The following is a 25,974-nucleotide window of genomic DNA, read 5'->3' on the forward strand; positions in this document are numbered from 1 at the left end:
CCTCATCAAAAAAAGCCAGAGAAACGATTCTCTGGCGACCCGTGGCTACTCTAGTACGATTTGAATGGGCTTAACAGCGGGCCCAATCGGGCTAACTGGTTTGATCAGTGGCTTGCAGGTCATTACTTACTGTTTCAGGTTCCCCTTTCCAGTTTTTCTGCTTGCTTGTTTTGCCAATCCCCGGGTTCATGCTGTTTGTCGGGTCATTTTCGCGATAAAACTGCTTTAATGCGGCCGGGGCTTCGTAAATGTGACCCACATTATGTTCCGCCGGATATTGCGCCCCACGCGCCTGCAATAACGTCAGCATCTGCGCCTTCAGGGCATGGGCATCGACCCCTTTCTTGACGATGTAATCCTGATGGAAGACGTAACACATAAAGTGGCCGTAATAGAGCTTATGCACCAGCTGGCTGTCGATCTCCGGCGGCAGTTTCTCGAACCAGTCGGTATCGTTGCGGCGCAGGGCGATATCCAGCGCCAGAATGTCTTCCACCTCGTCGGCGTGTACCGCCTGATAGCGGATCGCAGCCCCTGCGGCGGCAAAGCGGTGTAAAAAGGCCTTGCTGCCCTCTTCAGGGGTACAGGCAAAGAAGTCGCCCTCGGCGTCTTTAAAGAACTCTGCCAGCCAGGTCTGCGCTTCGGCAATGCCGTCGCCCGCCATCTTCAACAGCAGGTGATGCTCGTACTTGTCCCGCCAGCTTTTCATCCGCGGCGGCAGGTGTGCCGGGAAGGCGTTGCCCAGCTTTTGCATAAAGCGGTCGGTAAAGTGCGGCTTGAACAGCGACACCTTCTCCAGCATCGCATCGGTGCGCCCCTTCATGGTGAAGAAGAAGGGCATCTTGTCGGTGCCGAGCTTGTCGATCATCAGGAAGGTATCTTTGCCGTAGCGTTCGGCGATGTCGTAAATATCCCGGTGCATATACTCACCGGCGACCGGCAGGTGGGTGAACTCCCCGAGGATGTGGCGACGGATCCTGGTCAGCACTTCAGGCTGGTTAGTGCCGATATAAAATACCTGCTGGCGTTTCTCCGCCGGGAAGGTGTCGAGGCGCACGGCGAAGACCGCCAGCTTGCCCGCGCAGCCGGAGGATTCAAACAGGCGATCCGGATCGGCGTTATAGCGCGCCGGGGTATCGGCGTCGATCTCGCGTACCCGGCTGATGTAATCATGATCGTGGGCATGACGCCCGTCGTGCAGCACATCGCTGTCCCTGATGCGATCGTCATCCAGCTTGCTGAGGATCTGCTCCGGCGTGACGCCCAGATCGATTCCCAGGTGGTTCACCAGGGTCAGCTTGCCCTGCTCATCAATACGGGCGAACAGCGACATTTCGGTGTAGGCCGGGCCGCGCTGCACCAGCGAGCCGCCGGAGTTGTTGCAGATCCCGCCGATGACGGAAGCGCCGATACAGGACGAGCCAATCACCGAGTGCGGCTCCCGGCCCAGCGGCTTGAGCGCCTTTTCCAGCGAGTAGAGCGTGGTGCCCGGGAAGGCCAGCACCTGCTCGCCCTTGTCCAGCAGATGCAGCTTGTCGAGGCGCAGGGTGCTGATAATCACAATATCGCGGTCGTAATCATTGCCGTTCGGCGTGGAGCCTTCGGTCAGGCCGGTATTCGCCGCCTGCATCAGAATAATTTTGTCTGCCGCCACGCAGGCGTTCAGCACCCGCCACAGCTCCAGCAGGGTGCCAGGGAACACCACCGCCAGCGCGTCCCCTTGTCCGGAGCGAAAGCCCTTGCGGTAGCGGGCGGTTTTCGCGGCGTCGGTCAGCAGGTGCGCAGAGCCCACCAGTCGCGTCAGGTCATTAATAAAGTCGGTGTTATTGTGCGGTTGTTCAAAAGACATCATCCACCCCTTGTGGTCAGTCGAATACGTCGTCCAAAATCATAGCGCGATTAATGTTTAAGCGAACCAGTATTCACCAGAAAAATCAGAGAATAAACCCTGCAAGGTTCACAGGGTTTATGGCACACTGCGCTTTTCGTAATGTCTGGCCGCGACTATCCGGCGGTTATTGATGAGAGAGTAAACGAGATGAAATGGCTTTGTTCTGTAGGGATAGCTGTAAGTCTGGCGCTGCAACCTGCGCTGGCTGACGACCTGTTTGGCAATCATCCACTGACGCCGGAAGCCCGCGACGCATTTGTCACCGATCTGCTCACGAAGATGTCGGTCGATGAGAAAATCGGCCAGCTGCGCCTGATCAGCGTCGGACCGGACAATCCGAAAGAAGCCATTCGCGAGATGATTAAAAACGGCCAGGTGGGGGCGATTTTTAACACCGTCACCCGCCAGGATATCCGCAAGATGCAGGATCAGGTGATGGAACTCAGCCACCTGAAAATCCCGTTATTCTTCGCCTATGACGTGGTCCACGGCCAGCGTACCGTCTTCCCGATTAGCCTCGGTCTGGCCTCCTCCTTTAACCTCGACGCGGTGAAAACCGTTGGGCGCGTGTCGGCTTATGAAGCCGCGGACGATGGCCTGAACATGACCTGGGCACCGATGGTTGACGTCTCCCGCGATCCGCGCTGGGGCCGCGGCTCAGAAGGCTTCGGGGAAGATACTTACCTGACCGCAACCATGGGCAAAACCATGGTTGAAGCGATGCAGGGCAAAAGCCCGGCCGACCGCTACTCGGTGATGACCAGCGTCAAGCACTTCGCCGCCTATGGCGCCGTAGAGGGCGGGAAAGAGTACAACACCGTCGACATGAGCCCGCAGCGCCTGTTTAACGACTACATGCCGCCGTACAAAGCCGGTCTTGATGCCGGGAGCGGCGCGGTGATGGTGGCCCTGAACTCCCTCAACGGCACGCCGGCCACCTCGGATTCCTGGCTGCTGAAAGACGTGCTGCGCGACCAGTGGGGCTTCAAAGGCATTACCGTTTCCGACCACGGCGCAATTAAAGAGCTGATCAAGCACGGCACGGCATCTGACCCGGAAGACGCGGTGCGCGTGGCGCTGAAGTCCGGCATCAACATGAGCATGAGCGACGAGTATTACAGCAAATACCTGCCGGGGCTGGTGAAGAGCGGCAAAGTCACCATGGCGGAGCTGGACGACGCCACGCGCCACGTGCTGAACGTGAAATATGACATGGGGCTGTTTAACGATCCGTACAGCCACCTGGGGCCAAAAGAGTCCGACCCGACCGACACCAACGCCGAAAGCCGCCTGCACCGTAAGGAAGCCCGCGACGTAGCGCGCGAAAGCCTGGTGCTGCTGAAAAACCGTCTGGACACGCTGCCGCTGGCGAAATCCGGCACCGTGGCAGTGGTGGGGCCGCTGGCTGACAGCAAGCGCGACGTGATGGGCAGCTGGTCTGCGGCAGGGGTGGCCGATCAGTCCGTTACCGTGCTGACCGGCATTAAAGACGCGCTGGGTGACAAGGGCAAGGTGATTTACGCCAAAGGTGCCAACGTCACCAGCGACAAGGATATCGTCACCTTCCTCAACCAGTATGAAGAGGCGGTGAAGGTCGATCCGCGCCCGGCGCAGGAGATGATCGACGAAGCGGTTAATGCGGCGAAGCAATCCGACGTCGTGGTTGCCGTGGTGGGTGAAGCTCAGGGCATGGCCCATGAAGCCTCCAGCCGCACCGATATCACTCTGCCACAGAGCCAGAAGGCGCTGATTACCGCGCTGAAAGCCACCGGCAAACCGCTGGTGCTGGTGCTGATGAACGGCCGTCCGCTGGCACTGGTTGACGAAAACCAGCAGGCTGACGCCATTCTGGAAACCTGGTTCGCCGGTACCGAAGGCGGTAACGCCATCGCCGACGTGCTGTTTGGCGATTACAACCCGTCGGGCAAACTGCCGATGTCCTTCCCGCGCTCCGTCGGGCAGCTCCCGGTGTACTACAGCCACCTGAATACCGGTCGTCCGTACAACGCGGATAAACCGAACAAGTACACCTCGCGCTATTTCGACGAAGCCAATGGCCCGCTCTATCCGTTTGGCTATGGCCTGAGTTACACCACCTTCACCCTTTCCGACGTGAAAATGTCGGCCCCGACGATGAAAGCGGACGCTAGCGTCACCGCCAGCGTCGAGGTGACCAACAGCGGCAAGCGCGAAGGGGATACGGTGATCCAGATGTACGTTCAGGATGTCACCGCCTCCATGAGCCGTCCGGTGAAACAGCTGCGTGGCTTCGAGAAGGTGCACCTGAAACCTGGCGAAACCAAAACCGTCAGCTTCCCGATTGACGTGGATGCGCTCAAGTTCTGGAATCAGCAGATGAAATACGCCGCCGAGCCGGGCAAGTTTAACGTCTTTATCGGCCTCGATTCCGCCCGCGTGAATAAAGGCGAGTTCGAGCTGCTGTAACCTTCCTCCCTTTGCCTCCCCCTCCTGCGGGGGAGGCGTCTTACCTTATGCTAAAAAGGCATTTTGACGGTTAATTCCGCCGTTTTAAGCTACGCTTTTCTCTCAAGCCTCTGAAAAAGGCAGCAAAAAAATGAGGATAGCGGAATGACGATTGCAAAGGGGATGTTGGGATCTGCGGTGTTGCTGGCGGCGGTGAGTCTGCCGTTACAGGCGGCGGAGCCGGTGAAGGTGGGCTCAAAGATCGATACCGAAGGCGCGCTGCTCGGCAATATTATTTTGCAGGTGCTGGAAAGCCACGGCGTGAAAACCGTCAATAAAGTCCAGCTCGGCACCACGCCCGTGGTGCGCGGTGCGATCACCTCCGGCGAGCTGGATATCTATCCGGAATACACCGGCAACGGGGCCTTCTTCTTTAAAGATGAAAAGGATCCGGCGTGGAAAAATGCCCAGGCCGGATATGAAAAAGTCAAAAAGCTGGATGCTGAACAGAACAAACTGGTCTGGCTCACCCCGGCTCCGGCCAACAATACCTGGACCATCGCCGTGCGCAAAGACGTGGCGGAGAAAGGTAAACTCACTACCCTCGACGATCTCAGCCGCTACCTGAAAGAGAATGGCGATTTTAAACTCGCCGCCTCGGCGGAGTTTATAGAGCGCCCGGATGCCCTGCCGGCCTTTGAAAAAGCCTATGACTTCAAGCTGGATCAAAGCCAGCTGCTCTCCCTGGCGGGCGGTGATACGGCAGTCACCATCAAAGCGGCGGCCCAGCAAACCTCCGGCGTGAATGCGGCGATGGCCTACGGCACCGATGGCCCGGTGGCGGCGCTGGGTCTGCAAACCCTCACCGATCCTAAAGGCGTTCAGCCAATCTATGCCCCGACCCCGGTGGTGCGCGAAGCGGTGCTGAAGGCCTACCCGGAGCTGGACGCCTGGCTGAAGCCGGTATTTGAAACGCTGGATGAGAAAACCCTGCAACAGCTGAATGCCAGCATTGCGGTGGAAGGGCTGGATGCCAAAAAAGTGGCGGCAGATTACCTGAAGCAGAAAGGGCTGGTGAAGTAGCCCCCAGGATAGTTCAGTGCCGATAAGATGTCATAACCGCGTCCTGCTGCTGCTGGCGATCGTTGCCCTGGCTGCGGGCGCGTTACCTTTCGTCAATTTCGCCCCTAACCGGCTGGTGTCCGGGGAGGGGCGTGCTCTCTGGCAGGTGTGGTCGTTTTCCCCTGCGTTACTTTTACTTCCGCTGTGCCTGCTGCTGGGGTTATCCGTTGCCCGCGGACGCTGGGCGCTGGTGGCCACACTTGTGGCGTGCGAGCTGCTGTTTGCCGGCCTGATCTGGAGCGTCGGGCTGGCGGCGACCCATCTCGCCACCAGCGAGAGTCCGCTGGCGCGTACCGCGGTGGGTAGCGGCCTGTGGCTGTGGCTGGCGCTCTGCCTGCTGGCCTGCAGCGATGCCATTCGTCGGCTCAGCCTCCAGCCGCTCTGGCGCTGGCTGTTGCAGGCGCAAATCTGGATCCTGCCGCTGCTGTTGTTATTCAGCGGTGAACTCAATGCTCTCTCCCTGTTGAAAGAGTATGCCAACCGCGAGGATGTCTTTGATGCGGCCCTCGCGCAGCATTTGACTCTACTGGTGGGCACCCTGGTGCCAGCGCTGCTGATCGGCGTGCCGCTGGGGATGCTCTGTTATCGCCGTCCGACAACGCAGGGACCGGTGTTTGCGGTGCTCAACGTGATTCAGACCGTGCCCTCTGTGGCGCTGTTTGGCCTGCTGATTGCCCCGCTGGCCGGGCTGACCCGTGCCTGGCCGTGGCTGTCGTCCCTGGGAATTGCCGGAACCGGCCTGACCCCGGCGCTGATCGCCCTGGTGCTCTATGCCCTGCTGCCGCTGGCGCGCGGGGTGCTGGCGGGGCTGAGCCAGGTCCCTGCCGAAGTGCTGGAGAGCGCCGACGCGATGGGGATGAACACCCGCCAGCGCTTCTGGCAGATCCAGCTCCCGCTGGCGCTGCCGGTACTGCTGCGCGGACTCAGGGTCGTCGCAGTACAGACGGTGGGGATGGCGGTGATCGCGGCGTTAATCGGTGCCGGAGGATTTGGGGCGCTGGTGTTCCAGGGGCTGCTGAGCAGCGCCCTGGATCTGGTGCTGCTGGGCGTGATCCCGACCATCGTGCTGGCGGTGGTGGTGGATGCGCTGTTTGCCCTGTGGATCGCCCTGCTGCGAAGGAGAACCAATGATTGAATTTCATGACGTAAACAAAACCTTTGCCGGGGAGCCTGCGGTCAGCGATCTGAACCTGACCTTTGCCGAAGGGGCTTTTACGGTACTGATTGGCACCTCGGGGTCGGGTAAATCCACCACCCTGAAGATGATTAACCGGCTGGTGGAGCACGACAGCGGCCTGATCCGCTTTGCCGGCGAGGAGATCCGCAGCCTGCCGGTGCTGGAGCTGCGCCGCCGGATGGGCTATGCCATTCAGTCCATCGGGCTGTTTCCGCACTGGACGGTGGCGCGCAATATCGCCACCGTGCCGCAGCTGCAAAAATGGTCTCAGCAAAAAATCAACGATCGGGTGGACGAGCTGATGGCCCTGCTGGGGCTGGAGCCCGGGCTGCGCGAGCGCTACCCGCATCAGCTCTCCGGCGGGCAGCAGCAGCGGGTGGGGGTGGCGCGCGCTCTGGCCGCTAACCCGGAGGTGCTGCTGATGGATGAACCCTTTGGCGCTCTCGATCCGGTGACCCGCGGCGCGCTGCAGCTGGAGATGACCCGTATCCACCGCATTCTGGGCCGCACCATTATTCTGGTGACCCACGATATCGACGAGGCCCTGCGGCTGGCGGACCATCTGGTACTGATGGATCACGGCAGAGTGGTGCAGCAGGGGACGCCGCTGACGCTGCTGACCCAGCCCGAGAATGCGTTTGTGCGTGAGTTTTTTGGCCGCAGCGAGCTGGGCGTGCGCCTCCTGTCGCTGCGCACGGTGGGTGAGTCGATGCGCCGGGAGGTCGCCGCCAGTGGAGAAGGTCCGCTGCGGGCCTCCATGAGTCTGCGGGATGCGCTCTCGGCCTTTGTCAGCAGCGGCAGCGAAAGCCTGCCGGTGGTGGACGACCAGGATCGGCCCTGCGGGACGCTGTGGTTTCGCGATCTGCTGGCCCGGGAGGCGTCATGAGTCGCTTACGCGATCCGCTCCTGTGGCTGGTGGCGCTGTTTGTCGCGCTGTTGCTGGTGATGCCTTACAGCGCACCGCTGTTTAGCGCGCTGTTCCCCGAGCTGCCGCGCCCGGTCTATCAGCAAGAGAGCTTTGTCAGCCTGACACTGTCCCACCTCTGGCTGGTGGGGATCTCCAGCCTGATCGCGATTGTGCTGGGGGCAGGGGCCGGGATTGCCGTCACCCGCCCGGCTGGCCGTGAGTTTCGCCCGCTGGTAGAGACCATCGCCGCGGTCGGGCAGACTTTCCCGCCGGTGGCGGTGCTGGCGATTGCGGTGCCGGTTATGGGGTTTGGACAACAGCCTGCGATCATCGCGCTGATCCTGTACGGGGTACTGCCCATTTTGCAGGCGACGCTGGCGGGGCTGGCGTCAGTGCCCGCAGCGGCTATCAGCGTGGCGGAAGGGATGGGGATGAGCGGCTGGCAGCGTCTGCGCAACGTTGAGCTGCCGCTTGCCGCGCCGGTGATGCTGGCAGGGATCCGCACCTCGGTGATTATCAATATCGGTACGGCGGCCATCGCCTCAACGGTAGGGGCCAACACCCTGGGGACGCCGATCATTATCGGCTTAAGCGGGTTTAATACGGCCTATATCATCCAGGGGGCGCTGCTGGTGGCGCTGGCGGCGATTGTGGTGGATCGGGCGTTTGAGCGGCTGGCGCAGAGCCTCAGCCGACACCGCCACGGACAATAAACGAATACCCTGCCAGCATCACGCCGCCAATACCGCTGACGGCCATGAGAATGAACAGGGTGATAACCGCGACTTTGGTTGCCTTCATAATGTGCTCCTGATGTTAACAGGGCGATTATACGGTGAAGCGCGGCTGTTAATGAACCATTAATTGCCTTTCAGCGGGAACACGGGATACCCGTGGGCCTGCCACTGGGTGAGCTGCTGCTGCTGCGCCGCCGTCGGCGATTCGCCGCACCAGACCAGCAGCGTCTGCCCGTCGAACAGCTCCGGACGCAGCTGCACCAGCGAGTGCGCCAGCACGTCGACGCGCCAGCCATCCTGCGCGGCAATCCACGCCTCCAGCCACAGACGGGTGGTGTCCTGCACGTTCCAGCCGACGACCAGCGCATCCTTGCTGTTCTTCTTTCGCGCGGTGGCCAGACAGATGCAGATGTAGTTGATCAGCACCCCGTCGAGCGCACTCAGCAGCGCCTGCAGGGTGGGCTGCTGGGACTGCAGCCGTCGACGTAACGGGATGAACAGATGCGAAATCAAGGTTTGCGCAGGGTATTCGCTGCCGCGATCCTTGAGCCACACCCGCAGGCGATGCAGATGGCCGGACTGCAGGTAACGCAGCAGCACCTCCTGCTGTTCGCGCCAGATGTCCTGCTCCTCCTGACCCTCCGGGCTCAGTAGCGTTTTAACTTTGCCGACCTGAACGCCGTTATCGATCCAGCCCTTGATCTCACGGATGCGGTCGATATCCGCATCGGTAAACAACCGGTGTCCGCCGTCGGTTCGCTGTGGTTTCAGTAATCCATAACGTCGTTGCCATGCGCGTAACGTTACAGGATTGATATCACACAGCAGTGCCACTTCCCCTATCGTGTAGAGCGCCATGTTATCCCCCGGCTTGCACATACCCAGATTAACTGTAGACGCAGATTGACGAACCAGGAAGGATCCCTCTTTTTTTGGATTATTTACGTGAATTTAAGATTACATTGGGCAAAAGGTGTGATGCCTGACACGAAAACACATTTTTATCCTCGCGCTGCCAGGAAAGTTAATGCGCTTCGGTGTATGTTACGCGGTTTTACAGCGTGTGGTTGTGGGCATGTACGAATTTAATCTGGTGTTGCTGCTGCTTCAGCAGATGTGTGTGTTTCTGGTCATCGCCTGGCTGATGAGTAAAACACGCCTGTTCATTCCCCTGATGCAGGTCACGGTTCGCCTGCCGCACAAGCTGCTCTGCTACGTCACCTTCTCCATCTTCTGCATTCTCGGCACCTATCTCGGCCTGCACATTGAAGACTCCATCGCTAACACCCGGGCGATTGGCGCGGTGATGGGGGGCCTGCTCGGCGGCCCGGTGGTCGGCGGACTGGTAGGGCTGACCGGGGGACTGCACCGCTACTCGATGGGCGGCATGACGGCACTGAGCTGTATGATTTCGACCATCGTCGAAGGGCTGCTCGGTGGACTGATCCACAGCGTGATGGTCCGGCGCGGTCGCCCGGATAAGGTCTTCAGCCCGCTTACCGCAGGCATGGTCACCCTGGTGGCCGAGCTGGTACAGATGCTGATCATTTTGCTGATTGCCCGCCCGTTCGAGGATGCCCTGCATCTGGTCAGCAGCATTGCCGCGCCGATGATGGTCACCAACACCCTGGGCGCCGCGCTGTTTATGCGCATTCTGCTCGACAAACGGGCAATGTTTGAAAAATACACCTCCGCTTTTTCGGCGACGGCACTGAAGGTGGCGGCCTCGACGGAGGGGATTCTGCGCCAGGGCTTCAACGAAGAGAACAGCATGAAGGTGGCCCTGGTGCTGCACCAGGAGCTGGATATCAGCGCCGTCGCTATCACCGATCGCGAAAAGCTGCTGGCCTTTACCGGCACCGGCGACGATCACCATCTGCCCGGCAGACCGATTTCGTCCGCTTATACGCTTCGCGCCATTGAGACCGGTGAGGTAGTCTACGCCGACGGTAACGAAGTGCCGTACCGCTGCTCGCTGCATCCGCAGTGCAAGCTGGGCTCGACGCTGGTGATCCCCCTGCGCGGCGAAAATCAGCGGGTGATGGGGACCATCAAACTGTACGAGGCGAAAAACCGCCTGTTCAGCTCCATCAACCGCACCCTGGGGGAGGGGATTGCTCAGCTGCTCTCTGCCCAAATTCTTGCCGGGCAATACGAGCGGCAGAAGGCGCTGCTGACCCAGTCGGAGATCAAGCTGCTGCATGCACAGGTCAACCCGCATTTCCTGTTTAATGCGCTGAATACCCTGAAGGCGGTGATCCGCCGTGACAGCGAGCAGGCGACGCAGCTGGTGCAGTTCCTCTCAACCTTTTTCCGCAAGAACCTGAAGCGGCCATCGGAGATCGTCACCCTGGCCGATGAGATTGAGCATGTGAACGCCTATCTGCAAATTGAGCAGGCCCGGTTCCAGTCGCGCCTGCAGGTGACGCTCTCGGTGCCGGACGAACTGGCCTGGCAGCAGCTGCCGGCCTTTACCCTGCAGCCCATCGTCGAGAATGCGATTAAGCACGGTACCTCGCAGCTGCTGGGTACCGGAGAGATTGCCATCACCGCCAGCCGCTTTAACCGCTATCTGGTGCTGGATATTGAAGATAACGCCGGGCTCTATACCTCCGCCAAAGAGGGCGGCGGCCTGGGGATGGGGCTGGTGGATAAACGCCTGCGCGCCCATTTTGGTGAGGATTGCGGCATCACCGTCGCCTGCGAACCCGACTGCTTTACCCGCATAACCTTGAGACTGCCTCTGGAGGAACACGCATGATGAACGTGCTGATTGTCGATGATGAGCCTTTGGCGCGGGAAAACCTGCGGTTTTTGCTGCAGGAGCAGAGCGATATTGAGATTGTGGGTGAGTGCGCCAACGCCATCGAAGCCATCGGGGCGGTGCACAAGCTGCGCCCGGACGTGCTGTTTCTGGATATCCAGATGCCGCGCATCAGCGGTCTGGAGATGGTTGGGATGCTCGACCCGGAGCATCGGCCCTACATCGTGTTTCTCACCGCCTTTGACGAGTACGCGGTTAAGGCGTTTGAAGAGCACGCCTTTGACTATCTGCTGAAGCCCATTGAAGAGCAGCGGCTGGAAAAGACCCTCAACCGCCTGCGTCAGGAGCGCAACGTGCAGGATGTAACCCTGCTGGCGGAGCATCAGCAGCCGCTGAAGTTTATCCCCTGTACCGGTCACAGCCGCATCTATCTTCTGCAAATGGACGACGTGGCCTTTGTCAGCAGCCGGATGAGCGGGGTGTTTGTCACCAGCGGTGAAGGCAAAGAGGGCTTTACCGAGCTGACGCTGCGCACGCTCGAGAGCCGCACGCCGCTGCTACGCTGTCACCGCCAGTATCTGGTGAACATGGCGCACCTGAAAGAGATCCGCCTCGAAGAAAACGGTCAGGCCGAGCTGGTGCTGCGGGCCGGGCAGACGGTGCCGGTCAGCCGTCGCTATCTGAAAAGTTTGAAAGAGGCGATAGGGCTGTAAAACTGGTACACTGCGCGGCATAGCATCATCGACAGTTAAAGGCACACATGATTAGCAACGACATTCTTCGTAGCCTGCGCTACACCCTGAAAGCCAACAATAACGACATGGTGCGCATTCTTGCGCTCTCCGATATGGAATCCACGTCCGCCGGTTTCGACACCTGGATGACCAAAGAAGATGAAGAGGGCTTTGTTCGCTGTCCGGACATCATTCTGTCGGGTTTCCTGAACGGCCTGATTTACGATAAGCGTGGCAAAGATCCGGCCGCGCCAGAGCTGGCGCTGGAGCGTCGGGTGAATAACAACACGGTGCTGAAGAAGCTGCGTATCGCCTTTTCCCTGAAGACCGACGATATTCTGGCGATCATGACCGAGCAGAAATACCGCGTCTCGATGCCGGAAATCACCGCCATGATGCGCGCCCCGGACCACAAAAATTACCGCGAGTGTGGGGACCAGTTCCTGCGTAATTTCCTGCGCGGGTTGACCCACCGGGTGCATCATCCGAAGGCGTGATTTTTTGCCCGGCGGCGCTGCGCTTGCACGGGCCTACGGGTTGTGTAGGCCGGGTAAGGCGAAGCCGCCACCCGGCAAAAAGGCAAAAAAAAGCCGGAGATTATCTCCGGCTTTTTTGTTATTTCACCTGCTGACCCGGCTTCGCGCCTTCGTCAGGGCTTAACAGGAAGATATCCTTCCCGCCAGGGCCTGCCGCCATCACCATCCCTTCCGAGATGCCGAAGCGCATTTTGCGCGGAGCGAGGTTAGCCACCATCACCGTCTGGCGACCAATCAGCACCTGCGGGTCCGGATATGCAGAACGGATGCCGGAGAAGACGTTGCGCTTCTCGCCGCCCAGATCCAGGGTCAGGCGCAGCAGTTTGTCAGAGCCTTCAACGAATTCCGCGTTCTCAATCAGCGCCACGCGCAGATCGACTTTGGCGAAATCGTCAAAAGTGATGGTCTCCTGAATCGGATCGTCCGCCAGCGGGCCGGTAACCGGTGCGGCTGCGGCTTTCACCTCTTCTTTCGAGGCGTCAACCAGGGCTTCTACCTGCTTCATCTCGATGCGGTTGTACAGCGCCTTGAAGGCGTTCAGCTTATGGCCGAGCAGCGGCTGGTTGATGCTGTCCCAGCTCAGTTCGGTATTCAGGAACGCTTCGGTACGCGCGGCCAGCTGCGGCAGAACCGGCTTCAGATAAGACATCAGTACGCGGAACAGGTTGATGCCCATGGAGCAGATCGCCTGCAGGTCGGCGTCGCGGCCTTCCTGTTTTGCGACAACCCAAGGGGCCTGCTCGTCAACGTAGCGGTTAGCCAGATCGGCCAGGGCCATGATCTCACGCACCGCTTTGCCGAACTCGCGGCTTTCCCAGGCTTCGCCAATCACGGCTGCCGCGTCGGTGAAGGTCTTGTACAGCGCGGGATCCGCCAGTTCAGCCGCCATCACGCCGTCAAAACGCTTAGCGATAAAGCCCGCGTTACGGGAAGCCAGGTTCACCACCTTGTTGACGATGTCGGCGTTCACGCGCTGGACGAAATCTTCCAGGTTCAGGTCGATGTCGTCGATACGGGAAGAGAGCTTCGCCGCGTAGTAGTAGCGCAGGCTGTCGGCGTCAAAGTGGTTCAGCCAGGTGCTGGCCTTGATGAAGGTGCCGCGTGATTTGGACATCTTCGCGCCGTTCACCGTCACATAGCCGTGCACGAACAGGTTGGTAGGCTTGCGGAAGCCGCTGCCTTCCAGCATGGCAGGCCAGAACAGGCTGTGGAAGTAGACGATGTCTTTACCGATGAAGTGATACAGCTCGGCGTCGGAATCTTTTTTCCAGTACTCGTCAAAGCTGGTGGTATCCCCGCGCTTATCGCACAGGTTCTTGAAGGAGCCCATGTAGCCGATTGGTGCGTCCAGCCAGACGTAGAAGTATTTGCCCGGTGCGTTCGGGATTTCAAAGCCAAAGTACGGCGCATCGCGGGAGATATCCCACTGCTGCAGACCGGACTCAAACCACTCCTGCATCTTGTTCGCCACCTGCTCCTGCAGCGCGCCGCTGCGGGTCCACGCCTGCAGCATTTCGCTGAACGACGGCAGATCGAAGAAGAAGTGCTCGGAGTCACGCATCACAGGCGTTGCGCCGGAAACCACGGATTTCGGCTCAATCAGCTCGGTCGGGCTATAGGTCGCGCCGCACACTTCGCAGTTATCGCCGTACTGGTCCGGGGATTTACATTTCGGACAGGTGCCTTTCACAAAACGGTCCGGCAGGAACATGCCTTTTTCCGGATCGTAGAGCTGAGAGATGGTGCGGTTTTTAATAAAACCGTTCTCTTTCAGACGGGTGTAGATCAGCTCCGACAGCTCGCGGTTTTCGTCGCTGTGCGTGGAGTGATAGTTGTCATAGCTGATGTCAAAGCCAGCAAAGTCCGTCTGATGCTCCTGACTCATATCAGCAATCATCTGCTCCGGGCTGATACCGAGCTGCTGTGCTTTCAGCATGATCGGCGTGCCGTGTGCGTCGTCTGCACAGATGAAGTTTACCTGATGGCCGCGCATTCGCTGGTAACGGACCCAGACATCAGCCTGGATATGCTCCAGCATGTGGCCGAGGTGGATTGAGCCGTTAGCGTACGGCAGAGCGCACGTCACCAGAATTTTTTTCGCGACTTGAGTCATAGTGGACATTACTTCTTTTGTAGTGAAAAGGGTTTTGATAGTACCAAAAGGGGCATTATTAAGTAAGCACAAACCATGGCCTTTCAGGTAAACTTGTTCAACAAAGCTCTTATCCACAATAACAAAAGGAGTCGGGATGAGTTCTCAATCCCAGGCCAAATCACCGGAAGCCTTGCGTGCAATGGTCGCCGGGACGCTGGCTAATTTTCAGCACCCCACCCTGAAGCATAATCTCACCGCCCTGAAGGCGTTGCACCACGTGGCGTGGCTGGATGATACCCTGCATGTTGAGCTGCAGATGCCGTTCGTCTGGAACAACGCGTTCGAGACGCTGAAAGAGGAAACCAGCGCTGAGCTGCTGCGCATCACCGGGGCGAAGGCGATTGACTGGAAATTGTCCCACGCCATCGCCACCCTGAAGCGGGTGAAAAACCAGCCGGGCATCAATGGCGTGAAAAATATTATCGCCATCAGCTCCGGCAAGGGTGGGGTGGGTAAATCCTCCACCGCCGTAAACCTGGCCCTGGCGCTGGCCGCCGAAGGGGCGAAGGTCGGTATTCTGGATGCCGATATTTATGGTCCGTCGATCCCGAACATGCTGGGCGCGGAAAATCAGCGTCCGACCTCGCCGGATGGCACCCATATGGCACCGATCATGGCTTACGGGCTGGCAACCAACTCAATCGGTTATCTGGTGACTGACGACAACGCTATGGTGTGGCGCGGGCCGATGGCCAGCAAAGCGCTGTTGCAGATGTTGCAGGAGACAATGTGGCCGGATCTCGATTATCTGGTACTGGATATGCCGCCGGGTACCGGTGACATTCAGCTGACGCTGGCGCAGAACATTCCGGTAACGGGTGCGGTTGTGGTCACCACGCCGCAGGATATCGCGCTGATCGACGCCAAAAAAGGCATCGTGATGTTCGAGAAGGTTGAAGTGCCGGTGCTGGGCGTGGTCGAAAATATGAGCATGCATATCTGCAGCAACTGTGGTCATCATGAGGCGATCTTTGGTGCAGGCGGGGCAGAGAAGCTTGCGGCGCAGTATCACACCCAACTGCTGGGCCAGATGCCGCTGCACATTACCCTGCGTGAAGATCTCGACAGCGGGAAGCCGACCGTGGTCAACCGTCCTGAAAGTGAGTTTGCTGAGATGTATCGCCAGCTGGCAGATCGCGTCGCGGCCCAGCTCTACTGGCAGGGCGAAGTGATCCCGGGCGATATCGCGTTCCGCGCGGTGTAGTTGTTTTGCCGGGGGCCGCTGCGCTTACCCGGCAAAACAAGCGATTAACGGTGGTAGAAGATATCGCCGTTATACGCTTTGTAGATCTTACCGTCAGTATCACCCACTAACACGTAGTTCTCGCCCATATAGGTCCAGTGCGTGCCAGCCTGGGGTTCAGGCAGATTGCGCAGCTTATACTGCTTAATGGTGTACTCAGGTGTCAGATACTGCGCCGGGGCGAAATCACCAATCTTGAATTTCGTAAAATCGGCTACAAACTCCTGTTCCTCATAGGCCTGGATGCCAGAGGGTGCCGCTGTGGCTTGCGGTGCAGCAAAGGCCGCGCTCGCCAGGGACATCAGTACGCCCAGAAGTAGAATTTTACCTTTAGTCATTTTTTCTCCAGATTAACCGTGGCCATTACTCGTGGTCTGCTGATCCTTGACCGAGCAACAGATACTCCATTTTATGTTTTGCCGGCTGGCTGAGTGGGTAAAAAATGTAACAAATCAACACATCCCTGCACATGCCGGTGCGCCTTTAATTATATTTACCATGAATGCTTCGTTATTTAAAATCTATATTAATTATAGTTCCTTTTATAAAATCTTAAAGTAACCCCTCATCCAAATATATTCGCATACGTACTATGTTATTTCTTTTGCGGAATGATTATGATACGGCCTAATTTACTGGTTCTGTTTTTTCTTTTTGCTGCTAAAAGAAACTTCCAAACAAATGTTAGCCCGGATGGTGTATTTCTTTAATCAGGTTATTTAACTATAACCGTCTGATATTTTGTGATTTTTATTACTTATTAGAATTATCGGAGTTATCCAGAAAATAATGGGCTATAAACGTATTTTGTAGGGTGTTATTTATTAATGATAATTCCATTCCGCCGCGGTGCGGTTTTTTTTGCCGCTCTTATATTAACAGGCTGCACAATTACGCCTGGCCAACATATAAATACTTCTGGAAAAAATAACGTTGCTGTTGCCGACAATTCCGTTGATTTGGATAAAAAAGTGGACGTCTGGCCGTTAACGCCTTCCGTTATTGACAAGCTCCGGGGCGAGCGGGAGAAATCTCGGGCAAATCCGAAGCTGGACGAGGAACTAAAGCGCTGGGAATACCGGATTGGCCCCGGGGATGTGCTGATGATCACCGTCTGGGATCACCCGGAACTGACCACCCCTGCCGGGCAGTACCGCAGCGCCAGCGACACCGGTAACTGGGTCGGTGCCGACGGCACGCTCTTCTATCCCTATGTCGGTAAGCTTCAGGTGGCGGGTAAAACCCTCGCCGAGGTACGCAAAGAGATCACCGATCGGCTGGACAGGGTGATTGAAAGCCCGCAGGTCGATGTCAGTATCGCGGCGTTTCGGTCGCAGAAAGCCTACATCACCGGCGAAGTGGTCAAATCCGGCCAACAGCCGATTACGAATATTCCGCTGACCATTATGGACGCGATCAACGCGGCAGGCGGTCTGTCGGCCGATGCCGACTGGCGCAACGTGGTGCTCACCCATGATGGCCAGGATACGCGGATATCGCTCTATGCCCTGATGCAGCACGGCGACCTGACGCAAAACCGGCTGCTGTGGCCGGGGGATATTCTGTTTATCCCGCGCAATGATGCCCTGAAAGTCTTTGTGATGGGGGAGGTGGTGAAGCAGAGCACCCTCAAAATGGATCGCAGCGGCATGACGCTGGCGGAAGCCTTAGCCAGCGCTGGCGGCCTGAATCAGTCTATGGCTGATGCGAGCGGCATCTTCGTGATCCGCTCCAGCACCGGCAAAAGCCAGGACGGCAAAATTGCCCGCATCTGGCAGCTGAATGCCCGCGACGCGTCCGCCATGGTGCTCGGCACGGAATTCCAGCTCCAGCCCTACGATATTGTCTACGTGACAACGGCACCGATCTCACGCTGGAACCGGGTTGTGGCGCAGCTGGTGCCAACTATCAACGGGGTTCATGACCTCACGGAAACCGTGCGTTTTATCAAGTCGTGGCCCGAATAATGATCCAGTCCATTCTGGTGGTGTGTACAGGAAATATTTGCCGCTCCCCGCTCGGGGAACGGCTCTTACAGCAGCAACTCCCCACATTGTCTATCGCATCGGCAGGCATCTGCGGCCTGGCCGGTCATCCGGCAGACAGCCATGCCCGGCAGATCGCGGCTATGCATGGTCTGTCGCTGGCCGATCACGTTGCCCGACCGCTGACGGCGGCAATGATGCGGGAATACGATCTGATCCTTGCTATGGAGTCAGGACAAATTAACCGGATCTCGCTCATCGCCCCGGAGGTGCGCGGCAAAGCCTTGCTGTTTGGGCAGTGGCTCAGGGAAAAGGAGATCCCCGATCCGTACGGTAAAAGCATGGAAGCGTTTGACTATGTTTTTCGCCTGCTTGGTGAAGCATGTCAGGAATGGACCAACCGACTTACAGTTAAGGGATCACGTACATGTCGTCAAAAAGCGTAAATGCACAGGATTATGCTGCTGATAATCATGAGCTGGATCTGGCGCGTCTTCTGGGAGAGTTAATTGATCATCGCGTGTGTATTCTTGGCGTCACGCTATTTTTTGCGCTCTGCGGAACGATGTATGCGTTACTGGCATCGCCGGTATACGTCGCAGATGCCATGGTACAAATCGAAAGTAAACCGCAGAACAGCATTCTTAAAACCTTAAGCCAGCTGGCCCCGGAGCGGTCATCCGATTCCGGCGCGGAAATTCAGCTGCTGCGATCGCGGATGATCCTTGGTGAAACCGTAGAGGCACTGCGCTTACGCGATGAGATAACCCAGGTTCGCCTGCCGTTAATCGGCAAGGGGTGGGCGAGGCTTACCGGGCAACCCGAAGCCACGCTGATCCTCGATAAGCTGATCCTTCCCGCCGCTCAGGGCAACGGGATGGCGCTGCTCCTCACCGCTGAAGAGAACGGACACTACCGGCTGGAAGGGGAGGGCGTTAGCGCCCGCGGCACCGTCGGTGCGCCGTTACAGCACGCCGGAGTGACGATAACCGTTCGCGAGTTAACTGCGCCCCCAGGCACGCGTTTCAGGGTGCGGCAGCTTGCCCGGCTGGAGGCGATAAACACCCTGAGTCGCCAGTTTAGCGTGACGGAGCAGGGCAAAGAGAGTGGGATCCTCTCCCTGAGCCTGACGGGCGAGGATCCCGGGAACATTGCTACCGTGCTGAACCACATTGCCCAGAGCTATCTGCAACAGAACATTGCCCGTCAGGCCGCGCAGGACTCGCAGAGCCTCAACTTCCTGCAACGCCAGCTTCCGCAAGTTCGCGGCGAGCTGGAGTTGGCTGAAGAGCGTCTGAACAGCTACCGCAAGCAGCGCGACTCGGTGGATTTGAGCCTGGAAGCGAAATCGGTGCTGGAGCAGATCGTTAACGCTGATAATCAGCTGAACGAGCTGACCTTCCGCGAAGCCGAGATCTCCCAGCTCTTTAAAAAAGACCACCCGACCTATCGGGCGCTGCGTGAAAAACGGCACACCCTCGAGAGCGAGCGGGAGCGCCTGAACAAAAGGGTGGGGACGATGCCGGCCACGCAGCAGGAGATCCTGCGTCTCAGCCGCGATGTCGATTCTGGCCGGGCGGTTTACCTGCAGCTTCTTACCCGCCAGCAGGAGTTAAACATCTCCCGTTCGAGCACCATCGGTAACGTGCGCATTATCGATTCGGCGGTGACGCAGCCTGCGCCGATCAAGCCGCGCAAGGCGTTGATCCTGATCGTTACCACCCTGTTTGGCTTCCTGGTGGCGACTGGCGGGGTACTGGCAAGATCGGCACTGCGACGCGGCATCACGGCCCCGGAGCAGCTCGAAAGAGAAGGGATGAACGTCTATGCCACCTTGCCGCATTCGGCCTGGCTGCACGGTAAAACCCGGGTGGGCAACCGCTATTTCTTCCACTACTGCAAAGGGCATAAAATCACCGACGTGCCCTTCTTGCCCATAGACCGACCGCTGGATAATTTTGTCGAAGCGGTGCGCGGGTTACGCACCAGCCTGCACTTCGCCATGATGGATGCTGAAAACAACATTTTGATGTTCAGCGGCCCGGCCCAGGACTGCGGAAAAACGCTGGTCAGTACCTCGCTGGCGGCGCTGGTGACCCAGGTCGATCGGCGGGTGCTGTTTATCGATGCCGATATGCGTAAGGGCTACGTGCACAATATTTTTGGCCTGCGCAACGACGCCGGTCTGTCGGACGTGCTGTCAGGAAAAGTGGCCTTCAATGAAGCGGTTCAGACTTACGCCAGCGGGCAGTTTGATGTGGTGACCTGCGGGCACTATCCGCCTAACCCCTCAGAGCTGCTGATGCATGACCGTTTTCGCGCGTTCATGGCCTGGGCCAGCAAGCAGTACGACATGGTGATCGTCGATACGCCGCCGATTCTGGCAGTGACGGATGCCGCGCTGGTCGGGCGGGTTGCAGCCTCCACGCTGCTGGTGGCACGGTTTAACGTCACCAGCGTTCGCGAGATAGCGGTCAGCCAGCACCGTCTGCAGCAGATGAGGGTCAACATCAAAGGGGTCATTCTTAACGACGTCATGAAATCGGCGGCCAGCTACTATGCTTCCGGCTACGATGCTTACGGCTATTTCGCTACGCAGGGCGCAAACGCGAAGAAGAGATAAGGGGAATAAAGACCCGGCAGCGAGTGCTGCCGGGTTGAACAACTTACTTCGCCAGCAGCTCGTGCGCCGTGCGTTCCACCAGTGACAGCAGGACTTTGACATCCTCCAGGTTCACGATTGGGTTCAGCAGGGTCAGCTTCAGGCAGGTGATACCGTTATGCTCGGTCACGCCGACGTTGGCGCGGCCTGATTCCAGCAGCGCGTCACCGATCTTCTGGTTGAGCAGCGCAATGGCCGCATCGTCCAGATTCAGCTCAGGGCGGAAGCGGAACAGCACGCTCGCCAGCTGCGGTGGCATCACCAGCTCCAGCAGCGGCTGTTCGGTCACGTACGCGGCAACCTGCTGCGCCATGGTCACACCGTGATCGATGATCTCAGCGTATTTCTTCTGGCCCAGCGCCTCCAGGCTCATCCACAGCTTCAGCGCGTCGAAACGACGGGTGGTCTGCAGGGATTTGGACACCAGGTTCGGTACGCCAGCCTCTTCGTCAAACTCAGAGTTCAGGTACGCCGCCTGATAGCGCATCAGCTCATAGTGACGCGCCTCTTTCAGCAGGAATGCGCCGCAGCTGATGGTCTGGAAGAACTGCTTGTGGAAGTCCAGAGTAACGGAATCCACCAGCTCGATACCGTCGAGGTAATCGCGGTACTTCTCGGACATCAGCAGCGCGCCGCCCCAGGCCGCATCCACGTGAACCCAGATATTCTGCTTCGCCGCCAGCTCTGCAATCGCACGCAGCGGATCGATAGCGCCCGCGTCGGTGGTTCCTGCGGTGGCAACGATCGCCAGAATCTGTTCGCCGTTAGCATTGCACTGCTCGATTTTCGCTGCCAGATCGGTCAGATCCATACGCGAACATGCGTCAGTTTTCACCTGGATAACGGACTGGTAGCCGAGACCCATCAGCGCCATGTTTTTCTGCACGGAGAAGTGCGCGCTGTCGGAGCACAGCACCCGGATCTTACGCAGATCGCCCACCAGACCATCCTGCTGGACGGAGTGGCCCTGACGCGCGAAGAACGCATCACGCGCCAGCATCAGACCCATCATGTTGCTCTGGGTGCCGCCGCTGGTGAAGACACCGGCGTCGCCTGACTGGTAACCCAGACGGGTACGCAGCCACTCGATCAGTTTTATCTCGATAATGGTCGCAGACGGGCTCTGATCCCAGGAGTCCATGCTCTGGTTAGTGGCGTTGATCATCACTTCCGCCGCCTGGCTTACCACCAGGCTCGGGCAGTGGAGGTGCGCCACGCACTGCGGATGGTGCACCGCCAGGCTGTCTTTCAGGAAATATTCAACGGCACGCTCGATGGCGGTCTCGTTGCCCAGCCCTTCCGGGCTGAACTCCAGGTTAATACGTTCGCGCAGCTCGGCGACCGTTTTACCCTGGTACATTTCCGGCTGTTTCAGCCACTGCATAACCGCCTGGGTGCTCTGCTCGATGGCCTGCTGATAGGCTTCGATGCTTTGCGCCGACGACGACAAAATCGGGTTTAAATCTGACATTGTATCCATTGTCTCCGGTTAGACTGGGCGAACGCCCGCAGCAAGCAGCGCCTGCTCAAATTTGTCCAGGAACACGTTCAGCTCCTGATCGCTGATCAGCAGAGAAGGCAGAAGACGCACAACGTTACCGTTACGGCCGCCACGCTCCAGAATCAGACCGGTTTCGAAGCACTTCTTCTGGATCAGCGCAGATAGCTCGCCATCGCCCGGGAAGCAGCCCATATGGTCGGCAGCTTCGTGCGGTTTAACGATCTCGATACCAATCATCATGCCCAGACCGCGAACGTGACCGATAACCGGATAGCGTTTCTGCAGTTCAACCAGCTTCGCTTTCAGCCACTCGCCCTGGGCGGCAACTTTATCAGCGATGTTCTGCTCTTTGAGGATCTGCAGGGTGGTGAGGCCGGTGGCCATCGCCAGCTGGTTACCACGGAAGGTACCGGTATGGTGACCCGGAGACCATGCGTCGAACTGCTTTTTGATACCGAGAACGGCCAGCGGCAGACCGCCACCGACAGCTTTGGACATCACTACGATGTCTGGCTGGATACCCGCGTGTTCGAAGGCGAAGAATTTACCGGTACGGGCAAAGCCTGCCTGGACTTCGTCGAGGATCAGCAGAATGCCGTGCTCTTCGGTCACTTTACGGATGCGCTGCAGCCACTCAACCGGCGCCGGGTTCACGCCGCCTTCGCCCTGGACTGCTTCCAGGATCACGGCAGCAGGTTTACGCACGCCGCTCTCGACGTCGTTGATCAGGTTTTCGAAGTAGTAGGTCAGGGCTTTCACACCCGCTTCACCGCCGATACCCAGCGGGCAGCGGTACTGGTGCGGGTAAGGCATGAACTGCACTTCCGGCATCATGCCGTCAACCGCTTCTTTTGGAGACAGGTTGCCGGTTACGGACAGCGCGCCGTGGGTCATGCCGTGATAGGCACCGGAGAAGCTGATAATGCCGCTACGGCCGGTCACTTTTTTCGCCAGCTTCAGCGCGGCTTCAACGGCGTCCGCACCGGACGGACCGGTAAACTGCAGGCAGTACTCTTTGCCCTGACCTGGCAGCAAGGAGAGCAGGTATTCTGAGAACGCGTCTTTCAACGGCGTGGTCAGATCCAGGGTATGTAACGGCAAGCCGCTGGTAATGACACTTTGGATGCTTTTCAGCACATCAGGATGGTTATGACCCAGCGCCAGCGTTCCCGCACCGGCCAGGCAATCAAGATACTCTTTGTTATCCGCATCGGTGATCCACACCCCATCCGCCTTAGTGATGGCTAAAGGCAGCTTGCGCGGATAACTCCTGACATTGGATTCCATTTCGGCCTGACGAGCCAGATAGGTTTCGTTGGTTTTGAAAGAAGAGGCATTCAAAGTATCAATACGGACTTTATCCGTCATCATATCACTCCTACAACCGCAGCTCAGCACGTGGCCACGATTGAATAATTAATTAAGAAAATGAGAAGGGCATCAAAAATCGCGGCCAATATAGAGCCTTTTTGCGCGGGGCTCAATGGTTAATTGTTTGTCCTTTTGTTACGCGCGTTGAAACAACGCGCGTAAGCCGTAACCCCGCATGGCAACTGAGGTTTCCTGGGGGGCACTCCGGGTAAAAAAGTGGGGTGTTTTTGAATGCTTTAGGACTACTTTTGAACGACGTTCAGAATGCCATGATCGCGGCCATGGGTTTTATTCCATGAGGCATCGGTAACGCCGTTTGCATCCAGCGAGATCGACAGGATATAACCCGCGCCTGTAATCTCGTAGAAATTCGCATTAGAACGCTTCACCGTGGCTTTTTTGCCATTGATGGTGGCCTGAGTGAAACCATTGTTTACGGTAGCTTTGATGCCGTTTGCGCTAAAAGAGGCCTCACGCAGCGGATCGGCAACGTGGGCCGCCTGCGCATGTTGTGTTGCAGCCTGGGCATTCTCCAGAGCCTGTTTTTCAGCGGCGGCATTGATGGTGGCCTGGCGGTTCTGGTCGGCCACATAGCAGGCATCACGACTGACGCCTTTGGCTTCACACTGGGCTAAACGTTGCTCTTCTGAGACGCAGCCTGCAAGAAGCGCAGCCACCACACCCACCAACAGAATCTTTTTCATACATTAACCTTATTGAGTTGAGGAATTTCTCATTCCCTAATCATTGTTTTATTAAGTCTATCAAGCCAGCCGTAAACTGCCGGTTTCTATAGTAGTAACGCAGTAATCGCGCCGGACGACTATCGTGGAAGACGGGATTTTGCTATTTGACGAAGATCACATTTAGCACGAATAGCTAAAAAGATGGGAGGAGTCCTGGTGAGTGAGTGCAGCAACAGAAAGGCTCTTGCTATTGCCAGACGCATCCTCTACGCTGCCGGAGTTACATTATTTCATGTAATTTGACTCGGGGTGCCCTTCCACGTGAAGGCTGAGAAATACCCGTACCACCTGATCTGGATAATGCCAGCGTAGGGAAGTCAGATGCCCTCCGGGCTATCGCTTCTTCGCGCCAGGCAGGAGCGATACCATGCAGCCTGACCTGCTCAATTTACACGCCTTACACCACTTCCGAACCCGTTCTCCGCTGACCCATTGCATGACCAATGACGTGGTGCAGACCTTTACCGCCAACGTTTTACTGGCTCTCGGCGCATCACCTGCGATGGTGATTGAAGCCGAAGAGGCGGAACAGTTTTCCGCTATCGCCGATGCGCTGTTGATCAACGTCGGAACCCTGACCGCACCGCGTGCGCAGGCGATGCGCCGGGCGATTGAAAGTGCGGTGGCGGCAGGCAAACCCTGGACGCTCGATCCGGTTGCCGTTGGCCCGCTGGCGTACCGGACCCGCTTTTGTCAGCAAATTCTCGCCCTCAAACCGGCGGCCATTCGCGGCAATGCATCGGAAATACTTGCCCTGGCCGGGATGAGCGCAGGCGGGCGCGGCGTGGACACCACCGATACGGCAGCCAGTGCCCTGCCAGCGGCGCAAGCTCTGGCGCGGCAGACCAACGCCGTGGTGGCGGTGACCGGGGAGGTGGATTACGTCACTGACGGGCTGCGTACCCAGACCATCACCGGCGGCGACCCACTGATGACCCGGGTGGTGGGCACCGGCTGCGCCCTGTCAGCGGTGGTAGCGGCCAGCTGTTCGCTCCCGGGCGACCGGCTGGATAACATCGCTGCGGCCTGCGGCTGGATAAAACGCGCTGGCGCGCTGGCGGCGGCGCAAAGTCGTGGGCCGGGCAGTTTTTCCCCGGCGTTTCTGGATGCCCTGTGGCAACTGGGGGCGCAGCCATGAAACGGATTAATGCCCTGACTATCGCCGGCACCGACCCCAGCGGCGGGGCGGGGATCCAGGCCGACCTGAAAACCTTCTCCGCGCTGGGCGCATACGGCTGCTCGGTGATCACCGCCCTGGTGGCGCAAAATACCCGCGGGGTGCAGTCGGTCTACCGCATCGAACCTGATTTCGTGGCGGCGCAGCTGGAGTCGGTATTCAGCGATGTGCGCATCGACACCACCAAGATCGGCATGCTCGCTGAAACCGATATTGTCGAGGCCGTGGCGGAGCAGCTCCTGCGTCATCAGGTCAAAAACGTGGTGCTGGACACGGTGATGCTGGCGAAAAGCGGCGATCCGCTCCTGTCGCCGGCTGCCGTCGACACGCTGCGTAAAAAGCTGCTGCCGCAGGTGGCGCTGATCACCCCGAATCTGCCCGAAGCAGCCGCTTTACTGGATGCGCCCCATGCCCGCAGCGAACAGGAGATGAAAGCGCAGGGCCAGGCATTGCTGGCGATGGGGTGCGAGGCGGTGCTGATGAAAGGCGGTCATCTGGACGATCCCGAGAGCCCAGACTGGCTGTTCACCCGCGACGGGGCCACGCGCTTTACCGCCCCGCGGGTGAACACCAAAAACACCCACGGCACCGGCTGCACTCTTTCGGCGGCGCTGGCGGCGCTGCGTCCGCGCCACGCTGGCTGGGCGGATACGGTGCGCGAGGCCAAAGCCTGGCTCTCCTGCGCCCTGGCTCAGGCTGACACCCTGGAGGTCGGGCAGGGCATTGGTCCGGTGCATCATTTTCATGCATGGTGGTAGACGGCTGGCAATTTGACGGCCCGCAGACCAGGCTTATGGGGCTTGCAATCCTGTAAGCCTGGATAAAACACGCCGACGCTCGGT

General features: G+C 58.4%; 22 protein-coding genes and 1 riboswitch. Of the genes, 14 read left to right on the forward strand and 8 right to left on the reverse strand.

What is annotated here, in order from left to right:
* Positions 1–91 precede the first annotated feature (91 nt).
* A complete protein-coding gene (dld, locus tag WFO70_RS01785) occupies positions 92–1,849 on the reverse strand; it encodes a D-lactate dehydrogenase (protein ID WP_337014416.1) in 1,758 nt (585 codons plus the stop codon).
* A gap of 189 nt (positions 1,850–2,038) precedes the next feature.
* Between dld and bglX the strand changes: the two genes are divergently transcribed.
* The 5 genes from bglX (at position 2,039) to WFO70_RS01810 (ending at position 8,234) form a co-directional block, all read left to right on the forward strand.
* A complete protein-coding gene (bglX, locus tag WFO70_RS01790) occupies positions 2,039–4,336 on the forward strand; it encodes a beta-glucosidase BglX (RefSeq protein ID WP_337016558.1) in 2,298 nt (765 codons plus the stop codon).
* Between the two features lie 144 nt (positions 4,337–4,480).
* Entirely contained in the window at positions 4,481–5,398 is a 918-nt protein-coding gene (osmF, locus tag WFO70_RS01795) for a glycine betaine ABC transporter substrate-binding protein OsmF (RefSeq protein WP_337014417.1), read from the forward strand.
* A 16-nt stretch (positions 5,399–5,414) separates the two neighbouring features.
* Positions 5,415–6,572 (forward strand): ABC transporter permease, encoded by a 1,158-nt coding sequence (locus tag WFO70_RS01800; protein ID WP_337014418.1) that lies wholly within the window; start codon positions 5,415–5,417, stop codon positions 6,570–6,572.
* Positions 6,565–7,500 (forward strand): ABC transporter ATP-binding protein, encoded by a 936-nt coding sequence (locus WFO70_RS01805; RefSeq protein WP_337014419.1) that lies wholly within the window; start codon positions 6,565–6,567, stop codon positions 7,498–7,500. The genes WFO70_RS01800 and WFO70_RS01805 overlap by 8 nt, the downstream gene beginning before the upstream one ends.
* Complete coding sequence (locus WFO70_RS01810; RefSeq protein WP_337014420.1) at positions 7,497–8,234, forward strand: ABC transporter permease; 738 nt, start codon at positions 7,497–7,499, stop codon at positions 8,232–8,234. Before WFO70_RS01805 ends, WFO70_RS01810 begins: the two co-directional genes overlap by 4 nt.
* Here WFO70_RS01810 and WFO70_RS01815 read toward each other — a convergent pair.
* Positions 8,209–8,322, reverse strand: coding sequence for a protein YohO (locus tag WFO70_RS01815; protein ID WP_106995318.1), 114 nt, complete (start codon positions 8,320–8,322; stop codon positions 8,209–8,211). The genes WFO70_RS01810 and WFO70_RS01815 overlap by 26 nt on opposite strands.
* 59 nt (positions 8,323–8,381) lie before the next feature.
* Positions 8,382–9,116, reverse strand: a complete 735-nt coding sequence (gene mlrA / locus WFO70_RS01820; protein ID WP_337014421.1) for an HTH-type transcriptional regulator MlrA — start codon at positions 9,114–9,116, stop codon at positions 8,382–8,384.
* 217 nt (positions 9,117–9,333) lie between these two features.
* Here mlrA and WFO70_RS01825 point away from each other — a divergent pair, with 217 nt between their 5' ends.
* Genes WFO70_RS01825 through WFO70_RS01835 form a run of 3 tightly spaced genes read left to right on the forward strand, consistent with a single transcriptional unit; the run spans position 9,334 to position 12,253 of the window.
* A complete protein-coding gene (locus WFO70_RS01825) occupies positions 9,334–11,019 on the forward strand; it encodes a sensor histidine kinase (protein ID WP_337014422.1) in 1,686 nt (561 codons plus the stop codon).
* On the forward strand, positions 11,016–11,735 hold the full coding sequence (gene btsR, locus WFO70_RS01830) for a two-component system response regulator BtsR (RefSeq protein ID WP_337014423.1): 720 nt from the start codon (positions 11,016–11,018) through the stop codon (positions 11,733–11,735). Before WFO70_RS01825 ends, btsR begins: the two co-directional genes overlap by 4 nt.
* A gap of 47 nt (positions 11,736–11,782) precedes the next feature.
* Entirely contained in the window at positions 11,783–12,253 is a 471-nt protein-coding gene (locus tag WFO70_RS01835) for a DUF1456 family protein (RefSeq protein WP_337014424.1), read from the forward strand.
* A gap of 118 nt (positions 12,254–12,371) precedes the next feature.
* On the opposite strand, the gene metG is transcribed toward WFO70_RS01835, so the two are convergent.
* Positions 12,372–14,405 carry a methionine--tRNA ligase gene (metG, locus tag WFO70_RS01840; protein ID WP_337014425.1) on the reverse strand — a complete coding sequence of 678 codons (2,034 nt, stop codon included), beginning with the start codon at positions 14,403–14,405 and terminating at the stop codon, positions 12,372–12,374.
* A 136-nt stretch (positions 14,406–14,541) separates the two neighbouring features.
* Between metG and apbC the strand changes: the two genes are divergently transcribed.
* The gene (apbC, locus tag WFO70_RS01845) at positions 14,542–15,651 is read left to right on the forward strand and encodes an iron-sulfur cluster carrier protein ApbC (RefSeq protein WP_337014426.1); all 1,110 of its coding nucleotides are present in this window, start codon (positions 14,542–14,544) and stop codon (positions 15,649–15,651) included.
* A 44-nt stretch (positions 15,652–15,695) separates the two neighbouring features.
* Here the strand turns inward: apbC and WFO70_RS01850 are convergent, their stop codons facing one another.
* Positions 15,696–16,028, reverse strand: a complete 333-nt coding sequence (locus WFO70_RS01850; RefSeq protein ID WP_337014427.1) for an RcnB family protein — start codon at positions 16,026–16,028, stop codon at positions 15,696–15,698.
* A 489-nt stretch (positions 16,029–16,517) separates the two neighbouring features.
* On the opposite strand from WFO70_RS01850, the gene WFO70_RS01855 reads away from it, so the two are divergent.
* Genes WFO70_RS01855 through WFO70_RS01865 form a run of 3 tightly spaced genes read left to right on the forward strand, consistent with a single transcriptional unit; the run spans position 16,518 to position 20,298 of the window.
* Positions 16,518–17,657 (forward strand): polysaccharide export protein, encoded by a 1,140-nt coding sequence (locus WFO70_RS01855; RefSeq protein ID WP_337014428.1) that lies wholly within the window; start codon positions 16,518–16,520, stop codon positions 17,655–17,657.
* Complete coding sequence (locus tag WFO70_RS01860; protein WP_442913343.1) at positions 17,645–18,121, forward strand: arsenate reductase/protein-tyrosine-phosphatase family protein; 477 nt, start codon at positions 17,645–17,647, stop codon at positions 18,119–18,121. The genes WFO70_RS01855 and WFO70_RS01860 overlap by 13 nt, the downstream gene beginning before the upstream one ends.
* On the forward strand, positions 18,103–20,298 hold the full coding sequence (locus tag WFO70_RS01865) for a polysaccharide biosynthesis tyrosine autokinase (RefSeq protein ID WP_337014430.1): 2,196 nt from the start codon (positions 18,103–18,105) through the stop codon (positions 20,296–20,298). The genes WFO70_RS01860 and WFO70_RS01865 overlap by 19 nt, the downstream gene beginning before the upstream one ends.
* A 43-nt stretch (positions 20,299–20,341) precedes the next feature.
* On the opposite strand, the gene WFO70_RS01870 is transcribed toward WFO70_RS01865, so the two are convergent.
* The 3 genes from WFO70_RS01870 to WFO70_RS01880 form a co-directional block, all read right to left on the reverse strand.
* Entirely contained in the window at positions 20,342–21,808 is a 1,467-nt protein-coding gene (locus tag WFO70_RS01870; RefSeq protein WP_337014431.1) for a pyridoxal phosphate-dependent decarboxylase family protein, read from the reverse strand.
* 18 nt (positions 21,809–21,826) lie between these two features.
* Complete coding sequence (locus WFO70_RS01875) at positions 21,827–23,209, reverse strand: diaminobutyrate--2-oxoglutarate transaminase (RefSeq protein WP_337014432.1); 1,383 nt, start codon at positions 23,207–23,209, stop codon at positions 21,827–21,829.
* A 242-nt stretch (positions 23,210–23,451) separates the two neighbouring features.
* Positions 23,452–23,913 (reverse strand): hypothetical protein, encoded by a 462-nt coding sequence (locus WFO70_RS01880; protein ID WP_337014433.1) that lies wholly within the window; start codon positions 23,911–23,913, stop codon positions 23,452–23,454.
* Positions 23,914–24,190: 277 nt separating this feature from the next.
* Positions 24,191–24,287, forward strand: a riboswitch (TPP riboswitch).
* Positions 24,288–24,322: 35 nt separating this feature from the next.
* Here WFO70_RS01880 and thiM point away from each other — a divergent pair.
* Positions 24,323–25,093 (forward strand): hydroxyethylthiazole kinase, encoded by a 771-nt coding sequence (gene thiM, locus WFO70_RS01885; RefSeq protein ID WP_337014434.1) that lies wholly within the window; start codon positions 24,323–24,325, stop codon positions 25,091–25,093.
* Positions 25,090–25,890 carry a bifunctional hydroxymethylpyrimidine kinase/phosphomethylpyrimidine kinase gene (gene thiD / locus WFO70_RS01890; protein WP_337014435.1) on the forward strand — a complete coding sequence of 267 codons (801 nt, stop codon included), beginning with the start codon at positions 25,090–25,092 and terminating at the stop codon, positions 25,888–25,890. Before thiM ends, thiD begins: the two co-directional genes overlap by 4 nt.
* The last annotated feature ends 84 nt before the right edge of the window (positions 25,891–25,974 follow it).

Origin of the sequence: Leclercia sp. AS011 (genome assembly GCF_037152535.1) — a bacterium.
GTDB lineage: Bacteria > Pseudomonadota > Gammaproteobacteria > Enterobacterales > Enterobacteriaceae > Enterobacter.